29 protein-coding genes, 1 tRNA gene and 1 riboswitch are annotated in these 26,436 nt (G+C 67.9%); of the genes, 11 read left to right on the top strand and 19 right to left on the bottom strand.

Annotated elements, in window-relative coordinates; all coding sequences use genetic code 11:
• Window positions 1-15: 15 nt before the first annotated feature.
• Genes RS85_RS03980 through idi form a run of 7 tightly spaced genes read right to left on the bottom strand, consistent with a single transcriptional unit; the run spans window position 16 to window position 5,680 of the window.
• Window positions 16-885, bottom strand: a complete 870-nt coding sequence (locus tag RS85_RS03980) for a prenyltransferase (RefSeq protein ID WP_046012137.1) — start codon at window positions 883-885, stop codon at window positions 16-18.
• The gene (locus RS85_RS03975; protein ID WP_046012136.1) at window positions 882-1,226 is read right to left on the bottom strand and encodes a lycopene cyclase domain-containing protein; all 345 of its coding nucleotides are present in this window, start codon (window positions 1,224-1,226) and stop codon (window positions 882-884) included. Before RS85_RS03975 ends, RS85_RS03980 begins: the two co-directional genes overlap by 4 nt.
• The gene (locus RS85_RS03970; protein ID WP_046012135.1) at window positions 1,223-1,570 is read right to left on the bottom strand and encodes a lycopene cyclase domain-containing protein; all 348 of its coding nucleotides are present in this window, start codon (window positions 1,568-1,570) and stop codon (window positions 1,223-1,225) included. The genes RS85_RS03975 and RS85_RS03970 overlap by 4 nt, the downstream gene beginning before the upstream one ends.
• On the bottom strand, window positions 1,570-3,171 hold the full coding sequence (gene crtI, locus RS85_RS03965; RefSeq protein WP_046012134.1) for a phytoene desaturase family protein: 1,602 nt from the start codon (window positions 3,169-3,171) through the stop codon (window positions 1,570-1,572). Before crtI ends, RS85_RS03970 begins: the two co-directional genes overlap by 1 nt.
• Window positions 3,168-4,076 (bottom strand): phytoene/squalene synthase family protein, encoded by a 909-nt coding sequence (locus RS85_RS03960; RefSeq protein ID WP_046012133.1) that lies wholly within the window; start codon window positions 4,074-4,076, stop codon window positions 3,168-3,170. Before RS85_RS03960 ends, crtI begins: the two co-directional genes overlap by 4 nt.
• Complete coding sequence (locus tag RS85_RS03955; RefSeq protein ID WP_046012132.1) at window positions 4,073-5,155, bottom strand: polyprenyl synthetase family protein; 1,083 nt, start codon at window positions 5,153-5,155, stop codon at window positions 4,073-4,075. The genes RS85_RS03960 and RS85_RS03955 overlap by 4 nt, the downstream gene beginning before the upstream one ends.
• 3 nt (window positions 5,156-5,158) lie before the next feature.
• Window positions 5,159-5,680: an isopentenyl-diphosphate Delta-isomerase gene (idi, locus tag RS85_RS03950; RefSeq protein ID WP_046012131.1), complete on the bottom strand. Its 522-nt coding sequence runs from the start codon at window positions 5,678-5,680 to the stop codon at window positions 5,159-5,161.
• An 86-nt stretch (window positions 5,681-5,766) separates the two neighbouring features.
• On the opposite strand from idi, the gene RS85_RS03945 reads away from it, so the two are divergent.
• Window positions 5,767-6,366 carry a MarR family winged helix-turn-helix transcriptional regulator gene (locus RS85_RS03945; protein WP_082087482.1) on the top strand — a complete coding sequence of 200 codons (600 nt, stop codon included), beginning with the start codon at window positions 5,767-5,769 and terminating at the stop codon, window positions 6,364-6,366.
• Window positions 6,367-6,406: 40 nt separating this feature from the next.
• Here the strand turns inward: RS85_RS03945 and RS85_RS03940 are convergent, their stop codons facing one another.
• The 3 genes from RS85_RS03940 to RS85_RS03930 form a co-directional block, all read right to left on the bottom strand.
• Window positions 6,407-6,769, bottom strand: a complete 363-nt coding sequence (locus tag RS85_RS03940; protein ID WP_046012130.1) for a histone-like nucleoid-structuring protein Lsr2 — start codon at window positions 6,767-6,769, stop codon at window positions 6,407-6,409.
• A gap of 58 nt (window positions 6,770-6,827) precedes the next feature.
• Window positions 6,828-7,154 (bottom strand): DMT family transporter, encoded by a 327-nt coding sequence (locus RS85_RS03935; RefSeq protein WP_046012129.1) that lies wholly within the window; start codon window positions 7,152-7,154, stop codon window positions 6,828-6,830.
• A gap of 11 nt (window positions 7,155-7,165) precedes the next feature.
• A riboswitch (guanidine-III (ykkC-III) riboswitch) is annotated at window positions 7,166-7,233 on the bottom strand.
• 38 nt (window positions 7,234-7,271) lie between these two features.
• Window positions 7,272-8,129, bottom strand: a complete 858-nt coding sequence (locus tag RS85_RS03930) for a LuxR C-terminal-related transcriptional regulator (RefSeq protein ID WP_046012128.1) — start codon at window positions 8,127-8,129, stop codon at window positions 7,272-7,274.
• 108 nt (window positions 8,130-8,237) lie between these two features.
• Between RS85_RS03930 and RS85_RS03925 the strand changes: the two genes are divergently transcribed.
• Both RS85_RS03925 and RS85_RS03920 read left to right on the top strand, forming a co-directional pair.
• A complete protein-coding gene (locus tag RS85_RS03925; RefSeq protein ID WP_046012127.1) occupies window positions 8,238-8,585 on the top strand; it encodes a DUF485 domain-containing protein in 348 nt (115 codons plus the stop codon).
• Complete coding sequence (locus RS85_RS03920; protein WP_046012126.1) at window positions 8,582-10,219, top strand: solute symporter family protein; 1,638 nt, start codon at window positions 8,582-8,584, stop codon at window positions 10,217-10,219. Before RS85_RS03925 ends, RS85_RS03920 begins: the two co-directional genes overlap by 4 nt.
• Window positions 10,220-10,285: 66 nt before the next feature.
• Here RS85_RS03920 and RS85_RS03915 read toward each other — a convergent pair whose 3' ends face one another.
• Window positions 10,286-10,813, bottom strand: a complete 528-nt coding sequence (locus RS85_RS03915; protein WP_046012125.1) for a methylated-DNA--[protein]-cysteine S-methyltransferase — start codon at window positions 10,811-10,813, stop codon at window positions 10,286-10,288.
• 213 nt (window positions 10,814-11,026) lie between these two features.
• Here RS85_RS03915 and RS85_RS03910 point away from each other — a divergent pair, with 213 nt between their 5' ends.
• Window positions 11,027-14,710: an AAA family ATPase gene (locus RS85_RS03910; protein ID WP_235282330.1), complete on the top strand. Its 3,684-nt coding sequence runs from the start codon at window positions 11,027-11,029 to the stop codon at window positions 14,708-14,710.
• Window positions 14,703-14,921 carry a hypothetical protein gene (locus tag RS85_RS03905; RefSeq protein ID WP_046012123.1) on the top strand — a complete coding sequence of 73 codons (219 nt, stop codon included), beginning with the start codon at window positions 14,703-14,705 and terminating at the stop codon, window positions 14,919-14,921. Before RS85_RS03910 ends, RS85_RS03905 begins: the two co-directional genes overlap by 8 nt.
• A 14-nt stretch (window positions 14,922-14,935) precedes the next feature.
• Here RS85_RS03905 and mscL read toward each other — a convergent pair whose 3' ends face one another.
• The 3 genes from mscL to RS85_RS03890 are packed head-to-tail and all read right to left on the bottom strand — an operon-like array spanning window position 14,936 to window position 16,271.
• Window positions 14,936-15,361: a large conductance mechanosensitive channel protein MscL gene (gene mscL, locus RS85_RS03900; protein ID WP_046012122.1), complete on the bottom strand. Its 426-nt coding sequence runs from the start codon at window positions 15,359-15,361 to the stop codon at window positions 14,936-14,938.
• Window positions 15,362-15,385: 24 nt separating this feature from the next.
• Window positions 15,386-15,658: an FmdB family zinc ribbon protein gene (locus RS85_RS03895; protein ID WP_046012121.1), complete on the bottom strand. Its 273-nt coding sequence runs from the start codon at window positions 15,656-15,658 to the stop codon at window positions 15,386-15,388.
• Window positions 15,659-15,674: 16 nt separating this feature from the next.
• Window positions 15,675-16,271 (bottom strand): 5-formyltetrahydrofolate cyclo-ligase, encoded by a 597-nt coding sequence (locus tag RS85_RS03890; RefSeq protein WP_046012120.1) that lies wholly within the window; start codon window positions 16,269-16,271, stop codon window positions 15,675-15,677.
• Between the two features lie 41 nt (window positions 16,272-16,312).
• Between RS85_RS03890 and galU the strand changes: the two genes are divergently transcribed.
• The 6 genes from galU to RS85_RS03860 all read left to right on the top strand — a co-directional run bounded on the left by galU (window position 16,313) and on the right by RS85_RS03860 (window position 19,810).
• On the top strand, window positions 16,313-17,200 hold the full coding sequence (galU, locus tag RS85_RS03885; RefSeq protein WP_046012119.1) for a UTP--glucose-1-phosphate uridylyltransferase GalU: 888 nt from the start codon (window positions 16,313-16,315) through the stop codon (window positions 17,198-17,200).
• A gap of 27 nt (window positions 17,201-17,227) precedes the next feature.
• Entirely contained in the window at window positions 17,228-17,857 is a 630-nt protein-coding gene (locus RS85_RS03880; protein ID WP_235282329.1) for a GNAT family N-acetyltransferase, read from the top strand.
• Window positions 17,858-17,947: 90 nt separating this feature from the next.
• Window positions 17,948-18,793: a hypothetical protein gene (locus RS85_RS03875; RefSeq protein ID WP_046012118.1), complete on the top strand. Its 846-nt coding sequence runs from the start codon at window positions 17,948-17,950 to the stop codon at window positions 18,791-18,793.
• Window positions 18,794-18,846: 53 nt separating this feature from the next.
• Window positions 18,847-18,919: transfer RNA gene (locus RS85_RS03870), tRNA-Ala, on the top strand.
• A gap of 172 nt (window positions 18,920-19,091) precedes the next feature.
• Window positions 19,092-19,415 carry an RNA polymerase sigma factor gene (locus RS85_RS03865; RefSeq protein WP_046012117.1) on the top strand — a complete coding sequence of 108 codons (324 nt, stop codon included), beginning with the start codon at window positions 19,092-19,094 and terminating at the stop codon, window positions 19,413-19,415.
• Window positions 19,412-19,810: a hypothetical protein gene (locus tag RS85_RS03860; RefSeq protein WP_046012116.1), complete on the top strand. Its 399-nt coding sequence runs from the start codon at window positions 19,412-19,414 to the stop codon at window positions 19,808-19,810. Before RS85_RS03865 ends, RS85_RS03860 begins: the two co-directional genes overlap by 4 nt.
• 81 nt (window positions 19,811-19,891) lie before the next feature.
• Here RS85_RS03860 and RS85_RS18910 read toward each other — a convergent pair whose 3' ends face one another.
• The 5 genes from RS85_RS18910 to RS85_RS03835 form a co-directional block, all read right to left on the bottom strand.
• The gene (locus RS85_RS18910) at window positions 19,892-20,518 is read right to left on the bottom strand and encodes a HutD/Ves family protein (RefSeq protein WP_052703371.1); all 627 of its coding nucleotides are present in this window, start codon (window positions 20,516-20,518) and stop codon (window positions 19,892-19,894) included.
• 148 nt (window positions 20,519-20,666) lie between these two features.
• Window positions 20,667-22,073, bottom strand: a complete 1,407-nt coding sequence (locus RS85_RS03850) for a formimidoylglutamate deiminase (protein ID WP_235282328.1) — start codon at window positions 22,071-22,073, stop codon at window positions 20,667-20,669.
• Window positions 22,070-23,287, bottom strand: a complete 1,218-nt coding sequence (locus RS85_RS03845) for an allantoate amidohydrolase (protein ID WP_082087481.1) — start codon at window positions 23,285-23,287, stop codon at window positions 22,070-22,072. Before RS85_RS03845 ends, RS85_RS03850 begins: the two co-directional genes overlap by 4 nt.
• Window positions 23,284-24,945 (bottom strand): urocanate hydratase, encoded by a 1,662-nt coding sequence (gene hutU / locus RS85_RS03840; protein WP_046012220.1) that lies wholly within the window; start codon window positions 24,943-24,945, stop codon window positions 23,284-23,286. The genes RS85_RS03845 and hutU overlap by 4 nt, the downstream gene beginning before the upstream one ends.
• Before the next feature lie 137 nt (window positions 24,946-25,082).
• Window positions 25,083-25,778 carry an IclR family transcriptional regulator gene (locus tag RS85_RS03835; protein WP_235282327.1) on the bottom strand — a complete coding sequence of 232 codons (696 nt, stop codon included), beginning with the start codon at window positions 25,776-25,778 and terminating at the stop codon, window positions 25,083-25,085.
• Window positions 25,779-26,436 lie beyond the last annotated feature (658 nt).

Here is a 26,436-nt window from a genome sequence, read left to right as displayed (position 1 = left end):
AAGGACGATCAGAGTTCAGGAGACCCACGCGAGGATGAGGATCATCGTCGCGAGGAAACCGGCGAAGTAGTTCAGGGCGATGAAACGCCGCCATGCGCGGTTCGTCGATCCCGACGTCGCGTCGGTGACTGTCCACCACGGCGCTGCATTGAGCAGATACGGCAACGCGAGGAGGGCGGCCAACGGGCCGGGCCACGGCGTGAGGAGCATCGACACCCCGGCGACCGCCCAGAGAGCGAGCGACAGCCGCACGGTGGCGCGTGCGCCGATGACGGTCGCGATGGAGGAGATCCCACCTTCGCGATCCGGACCGATGTCCTGCACCGCGCCGAACGCGTGCGCGGCCATCCCCCAGAGGAAGAAGGCGGCGAGTGTGAGAGCGGTTCCAGACGTGACCTCTGCCCCGGCGAGGGCCAGACCGACGATCGCGGGACTGACGAAATGCGTGCTCGAGGTGACCGAATCCAGGAACGGCCGCTCTTTGAACCGCAGCACCGGGGCCGAGTAGGCGATCACCGCGAACACGCTCACTGCCAGCCAGAGCCACGACGCGGGGTTGCCCACGATCACCAGGTACGCGAGGAAGGGAAGGTTCGTCAGGACCGCAGCCCACAGCGTCGCGCGATGGATGCGGGGCGCGAGCAGGGCACCCTCCATGCCGCCCTTGCGGGGGTTGGCCAGGTCGGACGCGTAGTCGAAGACGTCGTTGATCCCGTACATCGCGAGGTTGTACGGGATGAGGAAGTACAGCGTGCCGATGACGAGCGTGAGGTCGAGCTCGCGGGTGCTCAGCAGATAGGCGGCCGCGAACGGGAAAGCGGTGTTGATCCAGCTGATCGGGCGGGACGACAGCACGATCTGGGCGAGATCGCGCCCCACCGTCACGACGCCTCCTCGACGGCGTCGTCCCGGCGTTCGCGCGCGTGCCTCCGCGCGCGCAGCGCGGCCCAGACGGCGGGCAGCAGCAGTGCCCCCGCGAGCGGGTAGGCGAAGTCCTCGACGGGAGCGAGCCCGATGTACAGACCCAGCAGGTGGTCGGGCGAATAGCGGAACAGCCCCGTCGCGATCATCACGGTGTCGAAGACGGCTGTGAGGATGAAGAGGACGACGACGGTCAGGGCGATGGCGGCGGGGCGGGGCCCTCGCCGACGAGACACCAGCGACAGCGCGATGCCGGCCAGCGCGGCGGCGGCGAGGAAGCACGCGGCGAGCTGGAGGTAGGTCATCGCCGGTCCTTCCCCGAGGTGCGAAGGGCGCGGCGGTGGGAGAGCACCCGGATGGCTCCGGTGTAGATCACCATCGTGCACAGCACCAGGAACAGCAGGAAGACGGGCTCCTCGATCGGCAGCTCCGGCGCCAGCACGATTCCGGTCGCGATCGCGGCTTCTCCACGGAAGAAGATGCCGCCGGCGATGCCGGCCGCATCCCAGGCGAGGAAGAACGCGAACCCGACGACCGTCACGATGGCGGCGGAGACGGCGTCACGCCAGAAGAACAGGCGGAACCGCCGGTCGAGCAGCAGCATGCACCCGGAGAACAGGATCAGGGCGCCCAGGTAGACAGCACCCATCACGGCGTCCCCCCGTTGCGAGGCACCTGAGCTGGCTCGGGCAGCGGCCCCGCACTGTGATCGCCGCGCACGCGCTTCAGCACGATCTCGGCGCTGATGAGGCACATCGGGACACCCACGCCCGGAGCGGTCGTTCCGCCGGCGTAGTAGAGACCGCGCACTCGGCGAGAGGCGTTCTGCGCGCGGAACATCGCACTCTGACTGAGGATGTGCGCCGGTCCCAGCATCCCGCCATGCCAGGAGTTGTAGTCGTCTCGGAAGTCGGCCGGTCCGGTCGTCTCGCGAATCACGATCCGCTCGCGGAGGTCGGGGACGCCCGCCCAGTCCGAGATCATGTCGATGGCGGCATCGGCGGCGCGTTCGACTTGCGGCGAGCCGGTGCCGTCGGCGCCGCCGTGACCGAGGTTGACATCGGCCGGGACCGGGATCAGCACGAACAGGTTCTCGTGCCCTGCCGGCGCGACGTCGGGGTCGGTCGCGCTCGGACGGCACACATAGGTCGATGCGGGGGAGGGGACCGACGGCTCGTCGCCGAAGATCGCGTCGAAATTCTCGTCCCAGTCGTCGGTGAAGAACAGGGAGTGGTGCGGAAGCTCCGGCAGGGAACCGCGGATGCCGAGCATCACGAGCACGCCGCCGGGACCGCTCGTGCGGCGCTGCCACCACGATTCGGGGTACGACTGCAGCTCGCGGGGGAGCAGGACCGTCTCGGTGTGGTGCAGATCCGCGGCCGACACCACGATGTCGGCGGTCTCGACGTGCTCGACCCCGTCGGCGTCGATCCAGCTGACGCCGGTGGTCTCGGGGCCGCCGGGTCCCGTGCGAGTGCGGATGCCGGTGACGTCCGCGCCGGTGACGATGCGCACGCCGGAGTCGCGCGCGAGGTCACCGATCCGCTCGATCACCCGCCAGAAACCGCCCTGCGGATAGCTCACCCCCTGGTCGAGGTCGAGCGCGCTCATCAGGTGGTACATCGCCGGCGCGCTGCGCGGGTCCGTGCCGAGGAAGACGGCCGGATAACCGAGGATCTGTCGGATCACCGGGTGGGTGAAGCGGCGGGCGGCGAACGCCTGCAGCCGTGTGCCGAGCAGCGAGAACAGCCGGGGGAGGGCGCCGAGGACCTCGGGTGCCATGAGGGTGCGGAGTCGGGTGAACGGGTTGTACAGGAAGTACTTCTCCGCCATCGAGCTCGCCTGGTGCGCCGAGTCGAGATAGTCCTCGAGAGCCGGGGCGGACCCGGGTTCCATCGACTCGAACAGCCGGGACACCGCCGCGCGCCCTGCCGGGACGGTCACGGCAGGCTCCGCGCCGTCCGAGGAGTCCGGCGAGCGGAAGACGCGGTAACCGGGATCGAGGAGCGTGAGGTCGAGCTGCTCGGCGGTGGTCGTGCCCATCATCGCGAAGAAGTGGTCGAACACCTCCGGCATGAGATACCAGGACGGGCCTGAGTCGAACCGGAACCCGTCGCGCTCCAGGGTTCCCGCGCGGCCGCCGATCCGATCGTTCTTCTCGAGCACGACGACCTCGTGCCCGTCGCGGGAGAGCAGGCCGGCAACGGCGAGCCCTCCGACGCCGGCACCGATCACCACGACGCGGCTCATCGCTCCCGCTCCACGGCGGTGGTGAGGAGCGCACGAACCGCCAGCACGGCCTTGACCGGATCGGGAACCCGCACCCGTCGGAGGTAGAGCACCTCGGCAGGCGTCTGCTCGACGCGCCGGGTGAGGGCCGCGAACAGTGCGAGGGCGCTGCGCACGGCCGCGCGTGCGTCCTTCGGGAGGAGGGGGATCGCCAGCCGGGCGTCGTCGAGCTGCGCGTGCACGGTGGCCACCCAGGCGTCACGATCCGCGTCGGTGAGCCGGGCGGTGCCGCCCAAGTACCCGCGCTGGAGCCGGTCGGTGTCGTCGGCCAGATCCCGGAGGAAGTTCACGTTCTGGAAGGCCGCGCCGAGCTGCCGTGCGCCGCGCACGAGGTTCTCGCGCTCGGCATCCGTTCTATCTGCCTCGCGGAGGAAGACCTGCAGGCACATGAGGCCGACGACCTCCGCCGATCCGTACACGTAGCTCGCGTGGGCATCGGCGTCGAAGGCCGCGAAGCCCGCGTCGGCAGCGATGTCGGCCGTCATCGAATCGAAGAAGGGCTGCGTCAGATCTTCGCCGATCCCGCACTCCCGTGCCGTATGCGCGAAGGCATGCAGGATGAGGTCGCTGCTGTAGCCGCTGCGCATCGCACGGTGCGTCTCGGCGATGTAGGACGCCAGCGCCGCGGTCTGAGCGGGCGCATCGAGCCCGGCCTCGGCCGCGACGCCGTCGACGATCTCGTCGGCGATGCGCACCATGGCGTAGATGTTGCGCACGTGCTGTCGGTGACGACGGCCGAGCAGGCGGGTGGCGAGCCCGAACGAGGTGGAGTACGCGCGGATCACACCCGTCGTGGCGATCTCGGAGGTGCGGGTGAAGCGACGGAGAGCGCCGTCTTCCTGACGGCCGGCGGACGTGCCGCTCATACCGAGCGGCCCTCGATGCGGGAGGTGAGTCGGAGGATCGTCCGACCAGCGGAGGGAGAGATGGTACCGGCGGCCTCGGCCTCGGCGAGAACGGTCGACACAGCCCCGAACTGCTCCTGTACGAGACTGCGGACGAACTTCTCGGCACCGCATTCGCGGAGTCGGTCGCGGATGTCGGTCGCCTCCGCCGTGCTGAGATCCATGGATCCGAAGCGCAGTTCGATGCTGGGCCAGTGACCGGTCATCCGGGCGTACGCGATGATCGCCGTCTCCTTGCCCTCGCGCAGATCGGAGAAGGCGTCCTTGCCGTGCGCCTCGGGATCGCCGAAGACCGACAGCAGGTCGTCCTGGAGCTGGTACGCGAGCCCGAGGTGCCGACCGATCGCCGTGAGCTGCTCCTCGGCGGCTGGGGGCGAGCCCGCGAGCACGGCCGCCGCTCGGAGCGGTAGGACGAACGAGTACGTGGCGGTCTTGTAGGCGCTCGTCGAGAGGATCGTGCGGAGGTCGGGCGCGATGATCCCGTCGCTCAGACCGATGTCGGTGTGCTCGCCGGCCACCGTCTCGAAGATCGTCTGCTCGAGCAGAGCGAGGAGTCGGACACGTGCCTTGCTCGACACCTCTGCCCGTGCGAAACCCAGGACCGCGGATGCCAGGAGCAGGTCGCCCATGAGGATCGCGCTGGAGCGGGCCCAGTGCAGCGCGGGCTCGGCGGGTTCGGACACGCGGCGCTCGACGAGCGATCCGATCAGGTTCGGGCGACGTCGCCGGATCAGGTCGCCGTCGATCACGTCGTCATGCAGCAGGAAGGCGAAATGGAGCAGCTCGACGTGGACGGCGACATCGATCGCGCGCTCCACCTCGGTGTCGGTCAGGCCGGAGGGCGTGAGAGAACGGAGCAGGTCGATCAGCAGCCGGGGCCGGATGAGCTTGCCGCCGAGTGCGTGCTCTGCAGCGGCCTGCCACAGCGCGACGAATTCCGTTCCGTAGTGCTCAGCGGCCGAGCTGCGCTCCGAGAAACGGCGTCGCAACGCTTCTTCGATCCGGATGCCGAGGTCCTCTTCGGTCGCCGTGGTCGTCATGGATCAGACCTCGCCGATCGCGCGGAGGAGCGGGATCTGCTCGCTCATCCACGGGCTGAAGGCGAACGGGGCTCGCGCGACCACATCCACGAGATCATCGACCTCGATCCAGGCCCACTCCGCGACCTCATCCGGGTCTGCCGAGGGATCTCCGTCGACGACGGCGACGTGAACGGGGCAGATCTCGTTCTCGACGATGCCGCTCGCGTCGATCGCGCGATAGCGATAGTCAGGAAGGACCAGGCGGAGGCCGTCGAGTTGCAGGCCGAGTTCGGCGGCACCGTGGCGTCGCACCGCCGCAGTGATCTCCTCGTCGGGACGCGGGTGCCCGCAGAAGCTGTTCGTCCAGACGCCGGGCCACGTGCGTTTGCCGAGGGCTCGCCTGGTCACCAGCAGGCGACCGCGAATGTCGAACACGTAACAGGAGAAGGCGAGGTGCAGAGGCGTGTCGCCGGTGTGCACCTCGCTCTTGAGACGGATGCCGATGGCCGTTCCGTCTTCAGCGAGGAGTGTCACATGGTCCATGGCAGCTCCTCGTCGCGCTCGTGTCTTTTAGCTAACTTGGTAAGTAATCAAATTAGCATGAAACTCTTCGTGTGTAACATGATCGCATGGACACGGAGGCCGGCACCACCCCGCGGGCAGAGACGCCCGACGGTCTCAGTCATGCGGCGATCTACGACGTCGAAGCGAGTGATCCGCGCAGCACCCTGATCGACCGGTCGGGTGTGCCGCCCGAGGACCTCCGCCAGATCGCTGCCGTCATGGAGGCGCTCGCCGGGCTCCGCGACGCCGAGCAGCGGCTCTCTCAAGCGTCTCGACGATACATGCGGCTCAACGAGACCGACATGCGGGCCCTGCACTATCTGATCGTGTGTGCGAACAAAGGCCTGGTCGCGACGCCGAGCGGCATCGCGCACCATCTGGGCGTCTCCACCGCGGCCACCACGAAGCTTCTGGACCGGCTCGAAGCGGGCGGACACACGCATCGAGCGCCTCACCCGACCGACCGACGCGCTCTCGCGATCACGATCACGCCGGAGACGCGGCATGCGGCGATGGAGACGGTAGGGCGTCAACAGGCCAAGCGGTTCTATGCCGCGGCCCGTCTGAATCGGGAGGAGCGAGACCTCGTGATCCGCTTCCTCGCCGACATGACGCAGGAGATCACGCTTCGAGACGAGCCCTGGTTGAAGAAGACAGTGGACTAGAGCGCTCCTGTGAAGGAACGCCCCAGCCCGCTGCCGCCGGTCAATGTGCGGCGTTGTACGCCTCGACCACGGGGCCGGGAATGCGGCCGCGCTCCGAGAGCGAATAGCCGTTCTCGTTCGCCCACGTGCGGATGGACGCGACCTCGGGGTTCCGCGCCGGGCGCTTCCGCTGAGCGGACGAGCGTGCCGAGCCCGACGAACGGGAAGAGGTCGACGACCCGGCACGGCGCCCCGCCGCGATGTAGGGCTCGAACGCCTGCCGCAATTCGTCCACGTGCGCCGCATTCAGATCGATCTCATACGACGTGCCGTTGAGAGAGAAATGCACAGTCTCTCCCTCGCCGACCTCCAGCACGCTGCCATCGATATCGTCTACGAGTTGATGAACAATTCTTCTAGCCATGGGACGGACATTACCCTCGGCGCATATCGTGGGCAAGAAGAAATGCGGAACATGTCGTCTATTCGTGTCCCGTGTCGATGAGTTTGAGGCCGACGATGCATCCGACCAGGCCCATCAGCAGCAGGATTCGCAGCCATGACACCTCGGTGTCACCGGTGATCATGGCCCAGATGACTGTGAGAGATGCCCCGATCCCGACCCAGACCGCATAAGCCGTTCCCGTGGCGATATCGCGCATCGCGAAGGCAAGGCCGAACATCGACAGCCCAAGACCGACGAAGAAGATCACACTCGGCCAGAGCTTGGTGAGCCCTTCGGACTTTCCGAGCGCCGTGGCCCAGATGGCTTCGAGGACTCCGGAGATGATGAGCACGATCCACGACATGATCGGTCCTTCCGGACCAGTCTTTTCGCTCACCGGGTACTGGTCTACCTCGTCCGGGGTCGGAGTTCGCCGACCGCCTCCGATGGTAGTCGATGCCGCTGGGCACGGCCTGGGCACTCAGGGCAGCAGGCCCGCCCGGCGGGCGCGGGTGACGGCGGAATGACGTGTGGAGGCATCCAGCTTGGACATCGCGGTGCCGAGGTACGCCTTGACCGTGCCCTCGCGGAGCCCCAGTTGCGCGGCGATCTCCGCGTTGGTGGACCCGAGAGCAGCGCACGCGAGCACGTCCGTCTCGCGCGGTGACAGGTGAATGGTGGGCACGGGTCCGGTCGCCGCGGGGACAGCGTCGCCGGCGAGACCGACGAGGCGGCGCTCGACCTGAGCGATCCGGGCCCGCAGTGCGGCATCGTCGATGTCCGCGGCGATGCTGCGCAGTTCGGCGAAGCTCTCACGCAGCTCCTCGCGCTGCGGTGCCGGTACGGCGTCCGCCCCAGGGGTCGAAGAGCGAAGCCGTCGCTCGACCTCGTCTCGGATGCGCAGCTCGTCGGCCACCGACTGCGCGACCTGCATCGCCGGGGCCGTCGTCACGCCGCCCACCTGCTCCTCGTCCCAGGCACCGGCGTAGAGGACTCCGCGCGGTCGCCCCTGTACCACGATGGGCAGCGCCAGGAGGGTCCGCAGGCCCTCTCCCAGCACGAACACGTCATAGTCGTGGGTGATCTGCCGAGAGGAGCCGTAATCGCTCGTCATCCGAGGGCGGAGTTCCATCATGGCCCGCCCTCCGAGTCCTCGCTCGGGGCGGACGCGGAGGCCGTCGAGTGCTCTGGTGCGATTTCCGACGATGCTCGTGACACTGACGACGCCCTCGGCGATGAGGCCGCCGAAGGCGACGGGGAAGCGCGTGCGCCGGGCGAGCTCGCGCACCGCGTTGGCTACGAGTTCGTCCTCGGACTCGAGGGCGACCGATGAACTCACGACTACCTACTTTCGGGGGTGACGGCACCGTTCCCCGTTTCGTAGCGTCGACCCTATCACTCGCGCGACCCCGTCGCGCGTGCACCGGACATGTGGCAAGGAGGCCCCATGAGCGACCAGATCCCCGCGGGTTCGAACAGCACGATCGACTACATCGCGATCGAGGAATCACCGAGATTCCGAAGATTGAAGAGAACGCAGAGGTCATTCATCTTCCCTCTCGCCGCGTTCTTCCTCATCTGGTATTTCGCCTACGTGTTGCTCGCGGCATTCGCGACCGACTTCATGGCCCAGAGGGTGTGGGGCGATATAACGGTCGGATTGCTGCTCGGCCTCGGGCAGTTCGTCACGACGTTCGCCATCACCATGGCGTATGTGTCGTTCGCGAACAGGAAGATCGATCCGCTCGCCACGGAGATCCGCGAAGAGCTCGAGAAGGCGCAGGGTCAGGCATGAACATCGTCCCGTTCGCGACCGAGACGGTCGCCGTCGAGAGCAATCCGATCCTCAACATCTCGATCTTCCTCGCATTCGTGGCGGTGACATTGTTCATCGTCATCCGCGCCAGTCGCAACAACAAGACGGCCGCTGACTACTACGCCGCCGGCCGTTCGTTCACCGGACCCCAGAACGGGTTCGCGATCGCGGGCGACTATCTGTCCGCGGCATCCTTCCTCGGCATCTGCGGAGCGATCGCGATCAACGGCTACGACGGCTTCCTCTACTCCATCGGCTTCCTGGTGGCCTGGCTCGTGGCACTGCTCCTCGTGGCGGAGCTGATGCGCAACACGGGTAAGTACACGATGGCCGATGTGCTCTCGTTCCGGCTCAAGCAACGCCCGGTGCGGATGGCGGCGGCGATCACCACCCTGGCCGTGTGCTTCTTCTACCTGCTCGCTCAGATGGCGGGCGCGGGCGGCCTGGTGTCCCTCCTGCTCGGCATCGACGGCAGGCTCGGTCAGTCGATCGTGATCGCCGTGGTCGGCCTGCTGATGATCGTGTACGTGCTGATCGGCGGGATGAAGGGCACGACCTGGGTGCAGATCGTGAAGGCTTTCCTGCTGATCGGGGGCGCCCTCGCGATGACGATCTGGGTGCTCGCCATCAACGGATTCAACCTGAACACGCTCCTCGAAGCGGCGGTGGCGAACTCCGACAAGGGCGACGCGATCTTGGCTCCGGGCCTGCAGTACGGAGCGAATCCGTGGGACTTCCTCTCCCTCGGCATGGCGCTCGTGCTGGGAACGGCGGGGCTGCCGCACGTGCTCATGCGGTTCTACACCGTGCCCACTGCGAAGGAGGCTCGGCGTTCCGTCGTCTGGGCGATCTGGCTGATCGGCGGTTTCTACCTGCTCACGCTCGTGCTCGGCTACGGTGCCGGTGCGCTGGTCGGAGCCGACGTCATCGCCGCGGCGCCTGGCGGCGTGAACTCGGCGGCACCTCTGCTCGCACTCGAACTCGGCGGGCCGGTGCTCCTCGGCTTCATCTCCGCGGTGGCGTTCGCCACGATCCTCGCGGTGGTGGCCGGACTGACGATCACGGCGGCCGCCTCGTTCGCGCACGACATCTACGCGAACGTGATCCAGAAGGGGAAGAAGGATGCCGAGGGCAACCCCGTCGAGGCTGATCCGAACGCCGAGGTGCGTGTCGCCCGGCGCACGGTGATCGTGATCGGCATCCTCGCGATCATCGGCGGGATCGGGGCACAGGGTCAGAACATCGCCTTCCTCGTCGCGCTGGCCTTCGCCGTCGCGGCATCCGCGAACCTGCCGACGATCCTGTACTCGCTCTTCTGGCGACGTTTCTCGACCCGAGGTGCGGTGTGGAGCATGTACGGGGGCCTCGGGTCGGCGATCCTGTTGATCGTTTTGTCTCCGGTGTTCTCGGGAACTCCGACGTCGATGATCCCGGGTATCGACATCGCGATCTGGCCGCTCAACAACCCGGGCATCGTCTCGATCCCGCTCGGGTTCCTGCTCGGGTGGCTGGGGACGATCACGAGCAGCCGGAAGGAGTCCCCGCAGTTGGCGGCCGAGATGGAGGTGCGCTCGCTCACCGGCTTCGGGGCGGAAAAGGCTACCGAGCACTGACCGCATCATCCGAGCACGTGGACCCGGCGGCCTACTCGCCGGGTCCACGTCGTCTCAGGGGGCGAATCAGCGGATCGACCGATCAGTCGACTCGAGGTCGAGGAGGAAGCGCTTTCGATCGGGATGCGCTCCGTATTGCCCCACGGAGCCGTCGGAGCGCACGACGCGATGCACGGGGACGATGATCGAGAACGGTGTCAGACGGCAGGCGGTGCCCACGGCGCGAGCCGCGCCGGGGTGACCTGCGAGCACGGCCACCTCGCCATAGCTGAGCGTCTCTCCCCATTCGATGCGGCAGATCGTCTGCAAGGCGACTCGGGGGAAGCCTTCGACGACCCGCCAATCGAGGCGGAGGTGCTCGTCGAAGCGGACGGGCTCGCCCTCGAAATAAGCGGCGAGCAGATGAGCGAGCTCATCGGCCGCGCCGGGGTCTGGTTCGGGAACCGCACGCAGCTGGCGTGCGGCGCCCTCGAGGAGCCAGGGAACAGAGGGGTCCTCGGATTCGGAGAGATCGAAGCGCACGATGCCCTCGTCGGAGAACACCGCGAGGGCGTCGCCGAACGGCGTCGGTGCGAAGTCGTAGCGGAAGGTCATGCCCCCATACTGACCGGAGGCGATCGCTCCCAGGCCCCGTTCGCACGCCCTCGGTGGAGAACATGTCGCGCATCAGTCGGCTTGCAGGAGGAGTGCCGACCCCGGAGCAGGCCAGAATTCCGGTGAAACCCGCCTGGGATACCCGAGCTCCCGTGTTCGCCCGCCTAGGGTGTCAGTGTGTGGCGACGTGAAGACAGGTCTGCGGATGACGCAGTGGCGGCCGCCTCCGTGACCCTCGGCGATCTGCAGGAGACCAGCACCGGCGTCGTCATCGCGCACGCGGCCGAGGCCGAGCGCACGCGGCTGCGCGCGGAGGCCGCCGATCTCGGCGGGCCCTCGCCTCTCGTCAGTTTCCGCGACGGGCCCGAGTCCGGCATCGATATCTCCAAGGCGCACCCCGGCAGCCTTCCGCAGTTCATCACGGGAAAGTCCACGCTGCTGTCCAACCTTTTCCGAGACGAAGTGGGTCTGCGTACCGCCCGGCTCGCCGCGGAGCGGATCACAGCCAAGAACACCGAGCTGCGCACCGTGCGTGGGATCGAGGCCGTCCACCTCGCCGTCGGCGTCGCGCGCTGGCGTATCGGGGGAGCGGGGTTCGCCGCACCCGTCCTTCTTCGACCGCTCGCCATCCGCCGCCACCACTCCGACTTCGAGCTCAAGCTCCAGGGGGCGTTCGAGGTGAATCCCGAACTCGTGCGGATCGCCCGGGAGCACTTCGGGATCTCGATCGATGCCGCATCCCTCGCGGCGCTGGCCTACGAAGGCGGGATATTCAAGCCGCAGCCCGTGATCGACGCGCTCAGGGCGACGACCCGGTCGATCGACACCTTCTCGGTGGAGCCGCGTCTCGTCGTGTCCACGTTCGCCGACGTCGCCGGTGTCATGTCCCGCGACGGCGGCAGCCTCGACCACGTGGTGCTGAACGCGCTCAACGGTCATGTCGACGACCGAGAGCGCGTCATGGCACCGCGTGCGACGCCGCACCACACCTCTCCGGACGACCGCGCGCCGGCATCCGACAATCTCCTCCTCGACGCGGATGCCGAGCAGGAAGCGGTGCTCGCGCGGATCGCCGCCGGACACTCGCTCACCGTCGCGACTCTTCCGGGGACCGGGGGAACGCAGACCGTCATCAATGCGCTGGGCGAGCTCGTGCGCGGCGGCAAGCGCGTGCTCGTGGTGTCGGCTCGCCGTTCCACGCTCGACGGCGTACGCCACCGGCTCGCCGGCATCGGTCTCGACAGCCTCGCGATCTCACCGGCCAGTGTGCGTCGCGACCTCGTCCGCGCCATCGGCCGCAACGAGAAGGCCGCATCCCCGAAGGTCAGCGAGGTGGACGACGCGCTCGTGCGCCTGCGAACCGTGCTCCGCGACTACCGGCAGGCGCTGACGGCGCCCATCGCCGGCACCGAGGCAACCGTGTTCGACGCGACCCGCCACCTCACCCGGCTCGCCTCACTCCCGGAGCCGCCGTCGACGACGGCACGGCTCGGTCCGGATGCTCTTCGTCGCCTGGCCGCCGACCGGACGGAAGCCGCAGAAGCTCTCGCCCACGCAGCACGCCTCGGCGAATTCCGGTTCGGCCCCGGCGACTCGCCCTGGTACGGCGTCTCATTCTCGAGCACCGAGGCCGCCAGAGCAGCCCATGAACTCGCCGGCCGACTGCATTCCCGCAGCGTCCCGACGCTCCTCGAACGCGGCTACGAGCTGATCGCGCAGACGCACATGCGACCGTTCGCGACGATCGACGAGCTCGGCGAGTACCTGCGTCTGCTGGAGGGCATCCGCGACTCCCTCGACCGGTTCAGTCCCACGGTCTTCGAGCGACCCCTCGGCGAGCTCATCCAGGCGCACGGCTCGCGCCGGGACTCTCCGGGACTTTCCGCCGCCAATCGTCGACGTCTGCGCCGTCTCGCCAAGGAGTATGTCCGGCCCGGCGTCCACGTCACCGAGATGCACGAAGCGCTGCTGCGCATCCAGGCGCAGCGCACGCACTGGCAGCGCTGCGTCGACGCCGGCGTCGCCCCGGAGGTTCCGCTCGGACTCGCCGATGTGGCTTCATCGTGGCAGCGGGTCGAGGCGGAGCTCGCCGAGCTCGACACCGCTCTCCGCCGCCGCGAGCCGCTCGCCACGCTTCCGGTCGCCCGACTCGTCCGCACCCTGGCGGGCCTCGCCGAGAAGTCCGACGTGTTCGACAACCTGGTCGAGCGCGCGCAACTGCGCGATCGTCTCGCCCTGCTCGGCTTGGAGCCGCTGCTCGCCGAGCTCTCCGTCCGCCATGTGTCGGAGTCCCGGGTCGGGGACGAGCTGGAGTTCGCGTGGTGGCAGTCGCTGCTGGAATGCGCGCTGCAGGAGAATCGTGCGCTCCTCGGCGCGAACACTGCCGTCGTCGACCGGCTCGAGCGCGACTTCCGACTCGTCGACGAGGCACATGCCGCGATGGCAGGGCCTCTGCTCGCCTGGCAGCTCGCGAACCAGTGGCGGATCGCCATCGTCGATGAGCCGCAGCAGTCGCAGCATCTCCGGCGGGCGCTGACCCAGCCGACCACCACGACCGCGGAGGTCGTGAGCGCCGCTCCCGCACTCGTCGAGGTGCTCGCACCGGTCTGGATCTCCTCGCCGTATCTCGTGCCGGAGATCCCCGACTCGGTCGAGTTCGACACCGTGCTCCTGGTCGACGCCGCGGCCATCAATCTCGCGGAGGCGACGCCGGCCATCCGGCGCGCGCGCCAGGTCGTCGCTTTCGGGGATCCCATCACTCAGCGTCCGACGCCGTTCCACATCGCGGTCGACCCTGTGGACTCCTGGGAGGCGGAAGTGCCGTTCGACGACACCTCCGTGTTCGAGCGCCTGTCGGAACTGCTTCCGGTCATGACCCTCACGCGCAGCTACCGCGCAGGCGGCGAGGATCTCGCCGAACTCATCAACGACGCCTTCTACGGCGGCGAGATCGTGTCCCTGCCGTGGGCGGGGTCGTACCTCGGCCGCGGCAGCCTGACGGTCGACTACGTCGAGGGCGGGACCGGGACACCGGATCCGGTGTCCGGTGCGGTCGAGAGCCCGGATGCCGAGGTCGCCAGGGTCGTGACACTCGTCGTGGAGCATGCCGTGCACCGGCCGACGGAATCTCTCATGGTCGTCACGGCGAGTACGCGTCACGCCGAGCGCGTGCGTGCAGCGGTGACGTCGGCGTTCGCAGGTCGATCCGATGTCGCCGACTTCGTCGGGCGTGACACCGCCGAGCCGTTCGCTGTTCTCACCCTCGAGGAGTCCGTCGCCGAGAGCCGGGACCGAGTGATCTTCTCCCTCGGCTTCGGACTCACCAAGCACGGTCGTGTGCTCAGCGACTTCGGAGATCTCTCGACGCCGGACGGCGAGCGGCTGCTCACCGTGGGCATGACCCGCGCGCGGCGCTCGATGGTGATCGTCTCGTCCATCCGCCCCTCGTCCTTCGACGATGGGCGTCTCGAGCATGGCGCGGCCACGTTGATGTCGATCCTCGGCGGTCTCGCCGGGCGCAGCAGGGATGCGCGCCTGGAGGATCTGGCCGATCCGCTCACGCTCGCGCTGGCACGCGAGCTGCGGCGCCTGGGAGCATCCGTCGATGTCGACTACCGCGGTCTCCTGCCGCTCGTCGCTCAGCACGACGGAAAGGCGGTGGTCATCGAGTCGGATCCGGAGTCGCGGGGCGAGTCGCTGCGGGAGACGCTGCGCTTGCGGCCGCACGTGCTCCGGCGCTTGGGCTGGCACTACGTTCGGGTGCACGCGTTCGATCTGTACAGCGACCCTGCGACCGCCGCGATGAGGATCGCCGGGGTGCTCGGCATCTCCGAATCCGCGCCGCGGGCCGAGAACGACACGCAGCCCATCGATGTCGTCGACACCGAGAATGACTGAGCAGCCCGACGACCGTGCGAAGCGTCAGCGCGTAGTACGGGTGGCGGGGGCCCGACGGGCGCGGCTCACGCCGGTTGCCGGCAGCGATCCGGAGCCGGAGTCCGGTCCCGAGGCGGTCGGGGCAGAGGGGTCGGCCGAAGATCGCCGGCCGCGCGGACCGAAAGGTCCGAACGACGACCGGCTGATCCAGGACGTGCCGCCGCACTACTGACTGCTGCGCTGAACCTACTGAGCGCTGCGCTGAGCCTTCAGCAGGTCGCGGATCTCGACGAGCAGCTCTGCCTCGGTGGCGGCGGCGGGCTCGTCCTGCGGCTCTTCGGCCCCGGTGCCTTTACGCGCCTCGACGTGAGCCTTGAAGGTGTTCATCGGCAGGACGAAGACGAAGTAGACCACCACGGCGACGGCGAGGAAGCTGATGATCGCCGAGATGAGGTCGCCGAGCGGGAAGGTCACCTCGTTGCCGTAGATGTTCGTCAGCTTCGGGCCGAATTCTCCGGCCGCATCTGCCTCGAAGAACAGCGAGACCAGCGGCGTGATGATGCTCGCGACGACCGAGTTGACGATCGCCGTGAACGCCGAGCCGATGACGACAGCGACCGCGAGGTCGATGACGTTGCCGCGGAGGATGAAGTCCTTGAAACCCTTGAGCATGGGCACTCCCAACGAGTCGAGACCTCAGGAAGAGGCCGGAGTCGATGCAGCTGCCGGTGCGGCGCTCGTCGTCGACTCCGTCTTCGATGATGCCGAACCGTCCTTCGTTCCGTCTGATTTGGCGCGCGAGTCCGTGCGGTAGAAGCCGGAGCCGTTGAAGGTGACGCCGATGGAGCCGTACTGCTTGCGCAGGGTGCCGCCGCACTCGGGGCATTCGGTGAGCGCGTTGTCGGAGAAGCTCTGGACGGCGTCGAACTTGTGGCCGCACGACGTGCAGGCATAGGCATAGGTTGGCATTGAAGGTCCTTGCGGGTCAGCGTCGCGTGGGCGACAGTTCGAGGGTCTGCGTCGGGGTCACGACGCCGTTCACCGGCTGGTCGTGCACCTCCCGCGGCAGGAAGTCGAGTATCTCGGAATCATAGATGACCGCGTACACCGGCGGGCACTTCTCCATCGAGCCGATGGTCTTGTCGAAGTAGCCGCGGCCCCAGCCCATGCGCATGCCGTCCCGGTCGACGGCTGCGGCCGGGATGATCATCAGGTCCACATCATCGACGGCGATCGGACCCAGCACCTCGCCCGTCGGCTCCGGGAGCCCGAACAGACCCTCGGCGACCTCATCGTCGTCGGTCGCGACCGCCCAGTCGAGCAGACCGTCCGCGCGGGTGATCGGGAGCAGGACCCGGATGCCGCGGCGCACGGCGCTCGCCACGAACTGCCGTGTGCCCGGTTCGGTGGTGGAGGAGAGGTAGCAGGAGATCGACCGTGCCCCGAGTCCTTCGATCAGCGCGTCGAGGCGCTCAGCGATGGCGGATGCCGCGGAGTCGCGCTGCGAATCGGACAGGAGCTGACGACGCTCACGGAGTTCCGCGCGGAGCGCGCGCTTCTCGTGTTCGACGTCGTTGGACATGGCTCCGAGTCTACGGCGGCGCCGACCGCTAGGCTGTGAGGATGGGTGAGCACAAGATCAAGGCCGTCATTCCCGCGGCAGGACTGGGGACGCGGTTCCTGCCTGCGACGAAGGCGATGCCGAAGGAGATGCTCCCTGTCGTCGACAAGCCGGCCATCCAGTACGTGGTGGAAGAGGCGGCCGACGCAGGGATCGATGACATCCTCGTCATCATCGGACGCAACAAGAACGCGATCTCGAACCACTTCGACTCGGTCCCCGAGCTCGAGGTGAAGCTGCTGGAGAAGGGCGACGACGGTCGACTGGCGAGCGTGGTGAAGTCGAGCGATCTCGCCGACATCCACTTCGTGCGCCAGGGAGAGCCGAAGGGGCTCGGGCATGCCGTCCTGCGTGCACGCACACATGTCGGCGACAGCTCCTTCGCCGTGCTCCTCGGCGACGATCTGATCGATGAGCGGGACCCGCTGCTGACGGACATGATCGCGGAGCACGAACGCTCCGGAGCGGCGGTGATCGCGCTCATGGAGGTCGACCCGGCCAGCATCCACATGTACGGCGCCGCCGCCGTCGAATCGATCGAGGGATCCGAGAACGTCCGCGTCACAGGGCTGGTCGAGAAGCCGGCGCAGGAGGACGCACCGTCGAATCTCGCCATCATCGGCCGTTACGTGCTGCCGGCATCCGTCTTCGAGATTCTCGAGCGCACGGAGCCCGGCAAGGGCGGCGAGATCCAGCTCACCGATGCTCTGCAGGAGATGGCCGCCGACACCCACGGCCCCGGCGTCGTCGGAGTCGTCTTCCGCGGACGCCGCTACGACACGGGCGACCGCGTGGACTACATCAAGGCCATCGTGCAGCTCGCATCCGACCGGGAGGACCTCGGTCCGGAACTGCGCCCGTGGCTGAAGGAGTTCGCGGAACGCCTCTAGGCGACTCTGCGGGCGTCGGGACGACTCATGGATCTGGCGACGGGAATGCGGCACGGACAGATCGAGCTGCGGCTCGTACGCACGAAGGATGCCCGTCCGCTGCAGCACGAGCTGCTCGCCAATCGCTCGTGGCTGCAGCCGTGGGAGGCGACCGTTCCTTATGGATCGGTGTCGTTCGACATGCGTCTCAGCATCCGCCGGCTGCTGCAGCAGTATCGGGACGGCGCGGGTTATCCCTTCGTCATGGAATACGACGGTGAGATCGCGGGTCAGCTCAATGTGTGGGGTGTCGCCCGCGGTTCGTTGTGTTCGGCGACCATCGGATACTGGGTGAGCGAACGATTCGCCGGACGGGGAATCACCCCGACGGCCGTCGCTCTCGCCACCGACGCGTGCTTCACCGAGTACGGCTTGCACCGGATGGAGATCTGCATCCGGCCGGAGAACGCGGCGAGCCTTCGGATCGTGCAGAAGCTCGGATTCCGGTACGAGGGGCTGCGAAGGCGATACATCCACATCGACGGCGACTGGCGCGATCACTACGCGTTCTCGCTGACGCGGGAGGATGTTCCGCAGGGTGTGCTCGCGCGCTGGCTCAACGGGCAGGTGCCACCGGATGCCGCTACGGTGCCGCCGTCGGATCGCATCGCACTCTGAGGGTCGGTTCAGGGGACGTTCGGAAACGGAGTCGTCGCGACACGCTCCGCCTGCACGGCGCGGCGCCCCTCAGCGCTTACCGTTGTCCCTATGGATGGGCCGGTGCTGAGCGGGGGAGTGATCGTGCTCGTCGCTGTGCTCCTGTGGATGCTCTATCTGCTGCCTTCCTGGCGCGGCCGTTACCAGTACAACGCCGCGGAGCGGAATGCCGTCAGACTGAATCAGGCGCTGCGCGTACTCGCGGAGACGAGCGAGACGCCCGGCGAAGTGCACATCGAGCTGAATGCGCGAACGGTCCTCGCGCAGCAGAAGCTCGCCAAGCGGGTGCAGTCGGAACGTGAGTCGGCCGAGCTCGAGGCTCTGCGACAGGAGCTGGCGGCGACACGCGCCGACCCGGTGATCCGGCAGGCGCGGGCACGACGTCGGGTGCGGATCTTCGCCACGAGTGCCGTACTGATCGGGTTGGGCGTGGCAGGTCTCGGAGTGTGGCAGATTCTGGCCACTGGAATCCAGACGCTGGCGTGGGTCGGGGGATCGGTCGTGGCGATCGCCGCGGTGGTCCTGCAGCGGATGGCATCGGTGGCGCAGCGGGCGGCACGTCGCCCGCAGGTCTCCGCCGAGCCGGCCCGTGAGCGTGTCGCACCCGAGTTGCACGATCAGGGACGCGCCACGTGGACGCCCCGCCCGCTGCCCGAGCCCCTCATGACCGTCGCCGGTTCGCGCGCTCAGGCTGCCCGGGCCGAGATCGAGGCTCAGGAGGAGCGTCGCACGGCGGCCCGCGTCGCCGCTCTGCGGGAGCGGGCGGAGCAGATCGCGCCCCCGGCGCCGGTCGCCATGCCGGCGGCTTCCTCGCCCTACGCGAAGATGGGTTTCGTCGACGATGCCGAGATCGAGGCGCACGTCCGAGAACTGCTCTCCCGACGGGCGGCGGGCTGACCCGTGCGCGATGCGAGCGGCTCCCGCGGCGTGATAGCGTAGAAGCCGTTCACGGGCCTATGGCGCAGTTGGTAGCGCGCCTCGTTCGCATCGAGGAGGTCAGGGGTTCGAATCCCCTTAGGTCCACCGAGAAGACGGCCGATCAGACATGAGAGATCATGACTGATCGGCCGTTTCTGCACTCTTGCGTGTCTGAACCGGGGGGCTTTCTGGTCCTCCACACGATTCTCACCATCGATGCAACACTTCGGGGATGATCGGACATGAGCAGTAGTGAACGGATCATCGGAGGAAACCCATGGACGACACACAGCTCAACCGGCTGCTCACTCCACGTGACAAGTGGGCTGAGTCGCCGGAACTTTTGGACGCGATGCTCGAACGTGTCGCCACGAACGCTGCTGAGCAGCACGCACGCCCCCCGCGTCGTCGGCGGGGCGCCCGCATCGCCGCCACTGTGGGCGCACTTCTGAGCGTCGGGGTTCTCGCAACCGCGTGGGACGGGTTCTCGTTGGCAGAGGCAGCGAAGATCCTCGGCAAGAAGCCGGCGACCGTGCGCAGTAGGTACTCACGTGCACGCGCGAAGCTCCGGGCTGACCTGACTGCGAACGTGATGCCATGAGCAGGAAGATCCAGCGGATGAAGCGTGCAGCACCGATCCTCGTGCCGGCGCTCGTATTTGGGCTTGCGGGTTGCTCCGGTATCGGTGCGGAACGTCTGGACGAAGCGCCTCCGGAGCTCGACGGCGTCGCCAGCCCGGAGATGGAGCCGACAGTCGTGTGGTCTGACGACGGCGAATCGTGGCTGTTCCTCACATTCGGGAGCTCGTCGTGTCCGAATGAGCCGCGAGGCCTCCATGAAACCGGTGAGCGAGCCTTCGAAGTCACCTTGGAGAGCGCAGGCGGGTGGTTCTGCACCGCGGACGTCGGTCCGGCCATTTACAGAGTGCCCGCGCCCGTCTCTCCCGGGGATCCGATCACTGTCGACCTCGGCTACGGGGTCATCGTCACCCTTTGAACAGGAGTCGGGCACGTGACCATCGCAGGTTATCCGTAGCACCGTCGCGATTCGCGCACGGCAAAGGTCGGCGCCGAGACTTCACAGTGCTCGTGGCATGTAGGCCGAATCCTGACGAACAGGCGAGATCGAGGCGAGAGCGATGATGCCATGACCGGTGACGCGTGTTCCGCCGGTGTGGAGGAGAAGTGCGTCGTACTTACTGAGGGCGACATCCTGGACGGATAGCCGTCCGTCCAGCAACACGAGAATCGTCGTGTGCTCGTTTGCGAGGTCGATGGTTTCCGCTCCCTCGACACGGTGTGCGCTCAGCGACCCGTGGTGGAGCCCGCGCTCGACCATGAGGTTCAGGTCCAGCGTGGGTCGATCCACCCCTGTCGACGCCGCTGATGCCTCGCCGGCGAACGCGGCGACCTGCCAGTGCTCGAGCAGCTGAGTGGTGCCGTCGATCATGAGACCGATGCCATCGGCGGACAGAGCCATCAGCCAACGGTCGACGCCAGGAAACTCCGAGAAGGTGACGTCGGCCTCGACCGTGGCGATGCTGAGAGTCCACGCCGGGAGACTGTCGGCCCGGGTTTCCGACGATTCGACGGCGATCTCCTCGGCGACGCCGAGGCCATTCCGCCACCGATAGCGTCGGCGTCCGGCAGCCGGGAGGACCGTGAAGCCGGCGCCTCCTCCGGCGCTGCCCGATTCCTCGCTCATGAGATTGCCACCGCTACGGCTGCTCCGCGTGTTGCCGCCCGGACCGCGTCCGCGGCGGCGCCCAGCCAGGGGATTCGTCCGTTTGCGATGACGATGGCGGCATCGCTGAGGCGGTTCCCGTGCGTGTCGTGGGGTCCGGCGCCGGGCGTCACGTCGATGACCCGAGTGCAACGATGGCTTCCGCGAGCAGGGTCTCCGGTCGGGCGCTCCGCCCCGTGAGACGCCCACGTTCGGCGACGACGCGGCCACCGACGACGACGCGTTCGACATCCGATGACGTCGCAGTCAACGCGAGCTGGGCCGGGTCGCTCCCCGTCGTGCGAAGACTCGTGGTGTTGACCTCCACCAGGTCGAGCGGGTCGCCGACCGCGAGCGTGTGCCGCCCGAGGCCGAGCGATTCGTACCCGGCTGCGGTACCGGCGGTGAGGAGTTCGGTCGGTGTGAAACGACCCCGCCGTCCCGAGGCCAAGCGCTCACCGGCTTCGAGGCCGCGCAGTTCGAGGAAGGGGTCGATGACGGCGTTCTGGTCGGAGCCGACGGCGATGCGCGCGCCTGCGTCGGCCAGGCGGCGGGCCGGACCGATGCCGTCGCCGAGGTCGGCTTCGGTCGTGGGACACATCACGATCGTCGCCCTGGCGCGCCCGATCGCCTCGATGTCGGCGTCGGTGAGGTGGGTGGCGTGGACGAGGCTGAGGCGCTCTTCGAGGGCACCGAGCGCGGCGATCAGTGCCGTCGGCGTGTTGCCGGTGGCGGCGAGGGTGTCGACGTTCTCCTGAGGTTGTTCGGACAGGTGCAGGTGCAACGGGACATCGGCGGGCAGGGAAGCGAGGATTGTACGCATGGCGTCGATCGGCACCGCTCGCACGGAGTGCAGCGCCGCGCCGAGCGTGACGAGCCCGGTCGAACCGTGGGTGGCGGCCAGAGTGTCGCGGAGTGCATGCCAGCGCGCCAACCAGCCCTCGGCGTTGCCGTCGCCGAAGGCAACCTGCTCGGGCAGCAGCGGTGTCGCAGGCCCACCGGCAGGTCCGATTCCACTCGCGAGGTATGCCGTGTCGAGCAGCGTGAGCCGGATGCCCACGTCCACCGCTGCATCCGACACCGCGAGCTCCATGGCATGCCTGGTCGGATAGGGGATGCCGTCGGCTTGGTGGTGCACATAGTGGAACTCGCCCACGGCCGTCCATCCGGAGACGAGCATCTCGCCGAAGACAGCGCGGGCCACACGGCGGTAGAGCACGGGGTCCAGACTGGCCGCCGCCGCGTACATGGCTTCGCGCCACTGCCAGAAGTCTCCTCCGTCGGCATGCGTGCGACCGCGAAGGAGCCGGTGGAAGGCGTGTGAATGCGCGTTCGCCATGCCGGGGACGACGGTGCCGAGGACCCGGTCGTCCGCTCGCGCGTCGACGTCGTGTTCCACGGACGCGATGCGACCGCCGTCGTCAGACGTGAACCGAACACGAGCGATCGCACGACCGTTGATGATCGCGGTCGAGGCCCAGAGGGGGCGGCGGGCCTCCGGCGCGGCCGGGCTGCTGCCGCCGAGCTCGCCCGTCACAGCACGCTCCGGAGCAGCGACTCGAGTGCTTCGACACCCGCGATGCAGTCCTCCGCCTCGGCGAACTCCTCGGGGGAGTGAGACACCCCCGTCGGGTTCCGCACGAAGACCATCGCCGTCGGAACACGGCCGGACAGCACCCCGGCATCGTGACCGGCGCCGGTCGGCAGCAGCGGTACTCCTCCAAGCGTGCCGACGAGTTGCGCGGCGAGGGCACTGTCGAACTCGACGAGGCCGGACCACGACTCCTCGATCAGCTCGACCGTGCAACCGGAACCAGCGACCACCTCCTGCACCCGCGCCTCCATGTCGGCGACAAGCGCTCTCGTCTGCGCGTCGCTCGACGCCCGGGCATCCACCCATGCGTCGACGGCGGATGCGATGACGTTGGTGCCACCGGGGACGATGCGCATGCGCCCGACGGTGGCGCGTGCGTCTTCCGTGGCCAGTGCGGCCTGTTCGACCGCGAGTACGGCGCGTGCGGCGGCGACCACCGGGTCGCGACGCTCGCGCATGCCGGTCGCCCCGGCGTGGTTGCCCTGGCCGTTCACCCGGAGGCGCCACCGGCCGTGGGCGAGGATCGACGAAGCGATCGCAACAGGCGAGCCGAGGTCGATGAGTCCGCGTCCTTGCTCGACGTGCAGCTCGATGAAAAGTCCGATACGAGCGAGTGCCTCGTCGTCGCGGCCCAGGTGCTCGGGAGCGAGGCCGGCGGCGGATGCGGCCTCGGCCACAGTGACGCCGTCTGCGTCGGTCAGCGCGCGGGCGGCGTCCCCGGAGATGGCACCCGACAGAAGCCGTGACCCTAGGCAGGCCACGCCGAATCGGGAGCCCTCCTCCTCGGCGAACACCACGACGGCAAGGGGGCGACGGGGACGGAATCCACTGGCCTGCAGGCGGGCGACGGCGTCGAGCGCGGCCACCACCCCGAGAGGCCCATCGAAGGCCCCACCACCGGGCACGGAGTCGAGATGGCTGCCGGTGACGACTGCGTCGGGGCCCGGCGCGCCCCACCATGCCCAGAGGTTGCCGTTTCGATCCGTCTCGACATCGAGTCCGAGGCGGGCAGCGCGGGCGGTGAACCACTCTCGCAGCTCGAACTCCGCCGTCGTCCAGACGTGCCGTGAGAATCCGCCGCGCGCTGCGTCGACGCCGACTCCCGAGATCTCGTCGAGCCCGGCAAGTCGGCCGTGGGCGAGCAGGCCGCCGGTCACTGGCCCTCCCACATCGGTACGCGCAGGCCGCGCTCGCGGGCAACCTCAGCCGCACGTTCGTAACCGGCGTCGACGTGGCGCATCACGCCGGTGCCCGGGTCGTTCACGAGGACGCGGGAGATCTTCTCGGCTGCGAGATCGGTGCCGTCGGCCACGATCACCTGCCCGGCGTGGATGGAGCGGCCGATCCCGACCCCACCGCCATGGTGGATCGAGACCCACGTCGCGCCTGACGCGGTGTTGAGGAGGGCGTTGAGGAGCGGCCAGTCGGCGATCGCATCAGAACCGTCGGCCATGGCCTCGGTCTCGCGGTAGGGCGAGGCCACGGAGCCGGAATCGAGGTGGTCGCGGCCGATGACGACGGGTGCGCTCAGCTCGCCTGAGGCGACCATCTCGTTGAACTTCAGACCGGCCAGGTGCCGCTCCTGATAGCCCAGCCAGCAGATGCGTGCGGGCAGACCCTCGAATGCGATCTTCTCGCCGGCCGAGGTGATCCAGCGGCGCAGCTTCTCGTCCTCGGGGAAGAGCTCGAGAATCGCGCGGTCGGTGGCAGCGATGTCCGCCGGGTCGCCGGAGAGCGCCGCCCAGCGGAACGGACCCTTGCCTTCGGCGAAGAGTGGCCGGATGTACGCCGGGACGAAGCCGGGGAAGTCGAACGCTCGCTCGCAGCCACCGAGCTTCGCTTCGGCGCGGATGGAGTTGCCGTAGTCGAACACCTCTGCGCCGGCATCCTGGAAGTCGACCATCGCCTGCACCTGCTTCGCCATGGAGAGACGTGAGCGGCGCGTGAAGTCGACCGGGTCGGCGGTCGCCTCCGTCTGCCAGTCGGCGAGCGCGGTGTCTTCCGGCAGGTAGGCCAGCGGGTCGTGCGCGCTCGTCTGGTCGGTGACGATGTCGATGGCGACGCCCCGACGCAGCAGCTCCGGGAAGACAGTCGCGGCATTGCCGACAAGGCCGACTGACAAGGCGCGCCGCTCGGCCTTGGCGGTGAGCACCCGCTTGACCGCGTCCTCGAGGTCGTCGGTCATCTCGTCGAGGTAGTGGTGCTCGACGCGGCGTTCCAGGCGGGTGGGGTCGACGTCGACGATGAGGACGACGCCCTCGTTGAGCGTCACGGCGAGCGGTTGCGCTCCGCCCATGCCACCGGCGCCACCTGTCAGGGTCAGCGTCCCGGCGAGTGTCCCGCCGAAACGCTTGTCGGCGATCGCGGCGAAGGTCTCGTAGGTGCCCTGGAGGATGCCCTGGGTGCCGATGTAGATCCATGATCCGGCAGTCATCTGCCCGTACATGGTGAGTCCCTCGGCTTCGAGCTTTCGGAACTCAGGCCAGGTCGCCCAGTCGCCGACGAGGTTCGAGTTCGCGATGAGCACGCGAGGCGCCCACTCGTGCGTGCGGAAAACGCCGACGGGCTTGCCGGACTGCACGAGCAGGGTCTCGTCGGCCTCCAGCCCCTCCAGCGTGCGGACGATCGCGTCGTAGGCCTCCCAGTTGCGTGCCGCTTTGCCGGTGCCGCCGTAGACGACGAGGTCTTCGGGGTGTTCGGCCACCTCGGGATCGAGGTTGTTCATGAGCATCCGGAGCGGTCCCTCGGTCTGCCAACTCCTGGCTGTGAGGGTGGTGCCGCGGGCGGCGCGGATGGTCCGGGCGGGGGTCGGCATGCGCTGTTCCTTCGTTGTGTCGTGCGAACGCGGGTGAATGACTGCGGAGAGGGCCGTCAGCCGTGGGCTGGCGAGACGGCGTTGATCGACGGCGAGCGACCCGTCCGGGTAGGCGCTCTCGACGTTCGTGGAGCGAATCATGCGCGTCCCTCCAGGAGATCCGAAGCGTCGTCGGGGACGGGCGCCGACGTGTCGTCGGTATGCCCGGTGTATGAGGCGAGACCGCCGGAGAGGCGCTCCGTGGCCTCGACGAGGAGATCGCCGTAGGAGGTGGCGAGATCCTTGGTCATCCGATAGCTCGGGATCACGAGGCTGAGGGCCGCCACGACTCGGGCTCCCGAGTGGATGGGGGCGGCGATCGCCGTGACGTCGGACTCGACACCCTGCTCCACCGTGACATAGCCGATCGCCGGGGTCAGGCCGGTGAGTGCGGCGCCCGCAGCCGAGCCGTCGAGGGGAATCGTGCGCCCGACCCAGCTGGCGTGCCGTACGGAGTGCGTGCCCTCTGTGATCGCCAGGTAGAGGGCTGTGTCTGCGTGGCCCGCCACGCTCAGGTAGGCGGACTCGCCGGTGCGTTCGACGAGATCGAGCATTTCCGTATGGCAGAACCCGACGAGTGATTCGTGGTTGAGTGCCTGCGTGCCGAGCTGCACCACGCGGCTTCCGGGCCGGTAACTTCCGTCGGCATCCTTCCGGACGAAACCCGTCGACTCGAGGGTGCGGAGGAGTCGAAGGGCAGTGCTGGGCGAGAGGTCCACGAGGCGGGAGCTCTCGGCAAGGGTTGTGCGTCCGCGGTCGCACACAACGGCGAGGAGCGAGAGCGCACGCTCCACGGTCCGAGTCGACGATTCAGCCACCGATTCCTCTCCTGTCGAGTCACTCGTCATGACCCGGCTACTTCCGCCGAGCGGCTCAAATGATTCCATCAAGTAAAACTCGAATGTCATCTAATGGCACAACTGGCTATGAGCAAGGATGGTGCACACCTTACCGAAGCGCAAGGCCGGATGTGGGGGCGGACAACTCATCTCCGAACTGGGTCGAAGCGACCAGTCCTCGCTGATCAGGTGATGCCGGGCGACGCCCGAGATCGCGCCGAGCTTCAGCGCTGCAGGAGTTGCTCGTCGGCCGACACCCGGCGACACGCCCGGCGGTCAGCCCGGATTTGCCGGATCCCCGGGATCCGCGTAACTTATTACTTGTTCGCCCCAAACGGTTGAGCGGAGGTCCTCGGACCGGCTCCCGTCAAGTAACGGACACCCCCCCGAATCCAGAACCACTCATTGAGTGTTCCAGATGAAGGAACTGCCTCGAACCCTGGAGCAGGTCGCCGGAAGGCGATTTGACAGCGGGAACGAGATCAGTAAGATAGAGAAGTTGCCCTTCGGGCCTGGCTGTGATGGCTGGGTCGTGGGAGCATCCGATCCTTGAGAACTCAACAGCGTGCACTTGTCAAATGCCAAATTATCCTCGTCTCCACGTCTCGTGGGG

Origin of the sequence: Microbacterium sp. SA39, assembly GCF_000967865.1 — a bacterium.
GTDB lineage: Bacteria > Actinomycetota > Actinomycetes > Actinomycetales > Microbacteriaceae > Microbacterium.
Note: the sequence above shows the minus strand (reverse complement) of the source record. Positions and strands in the feature narration are given on the sequence as shown.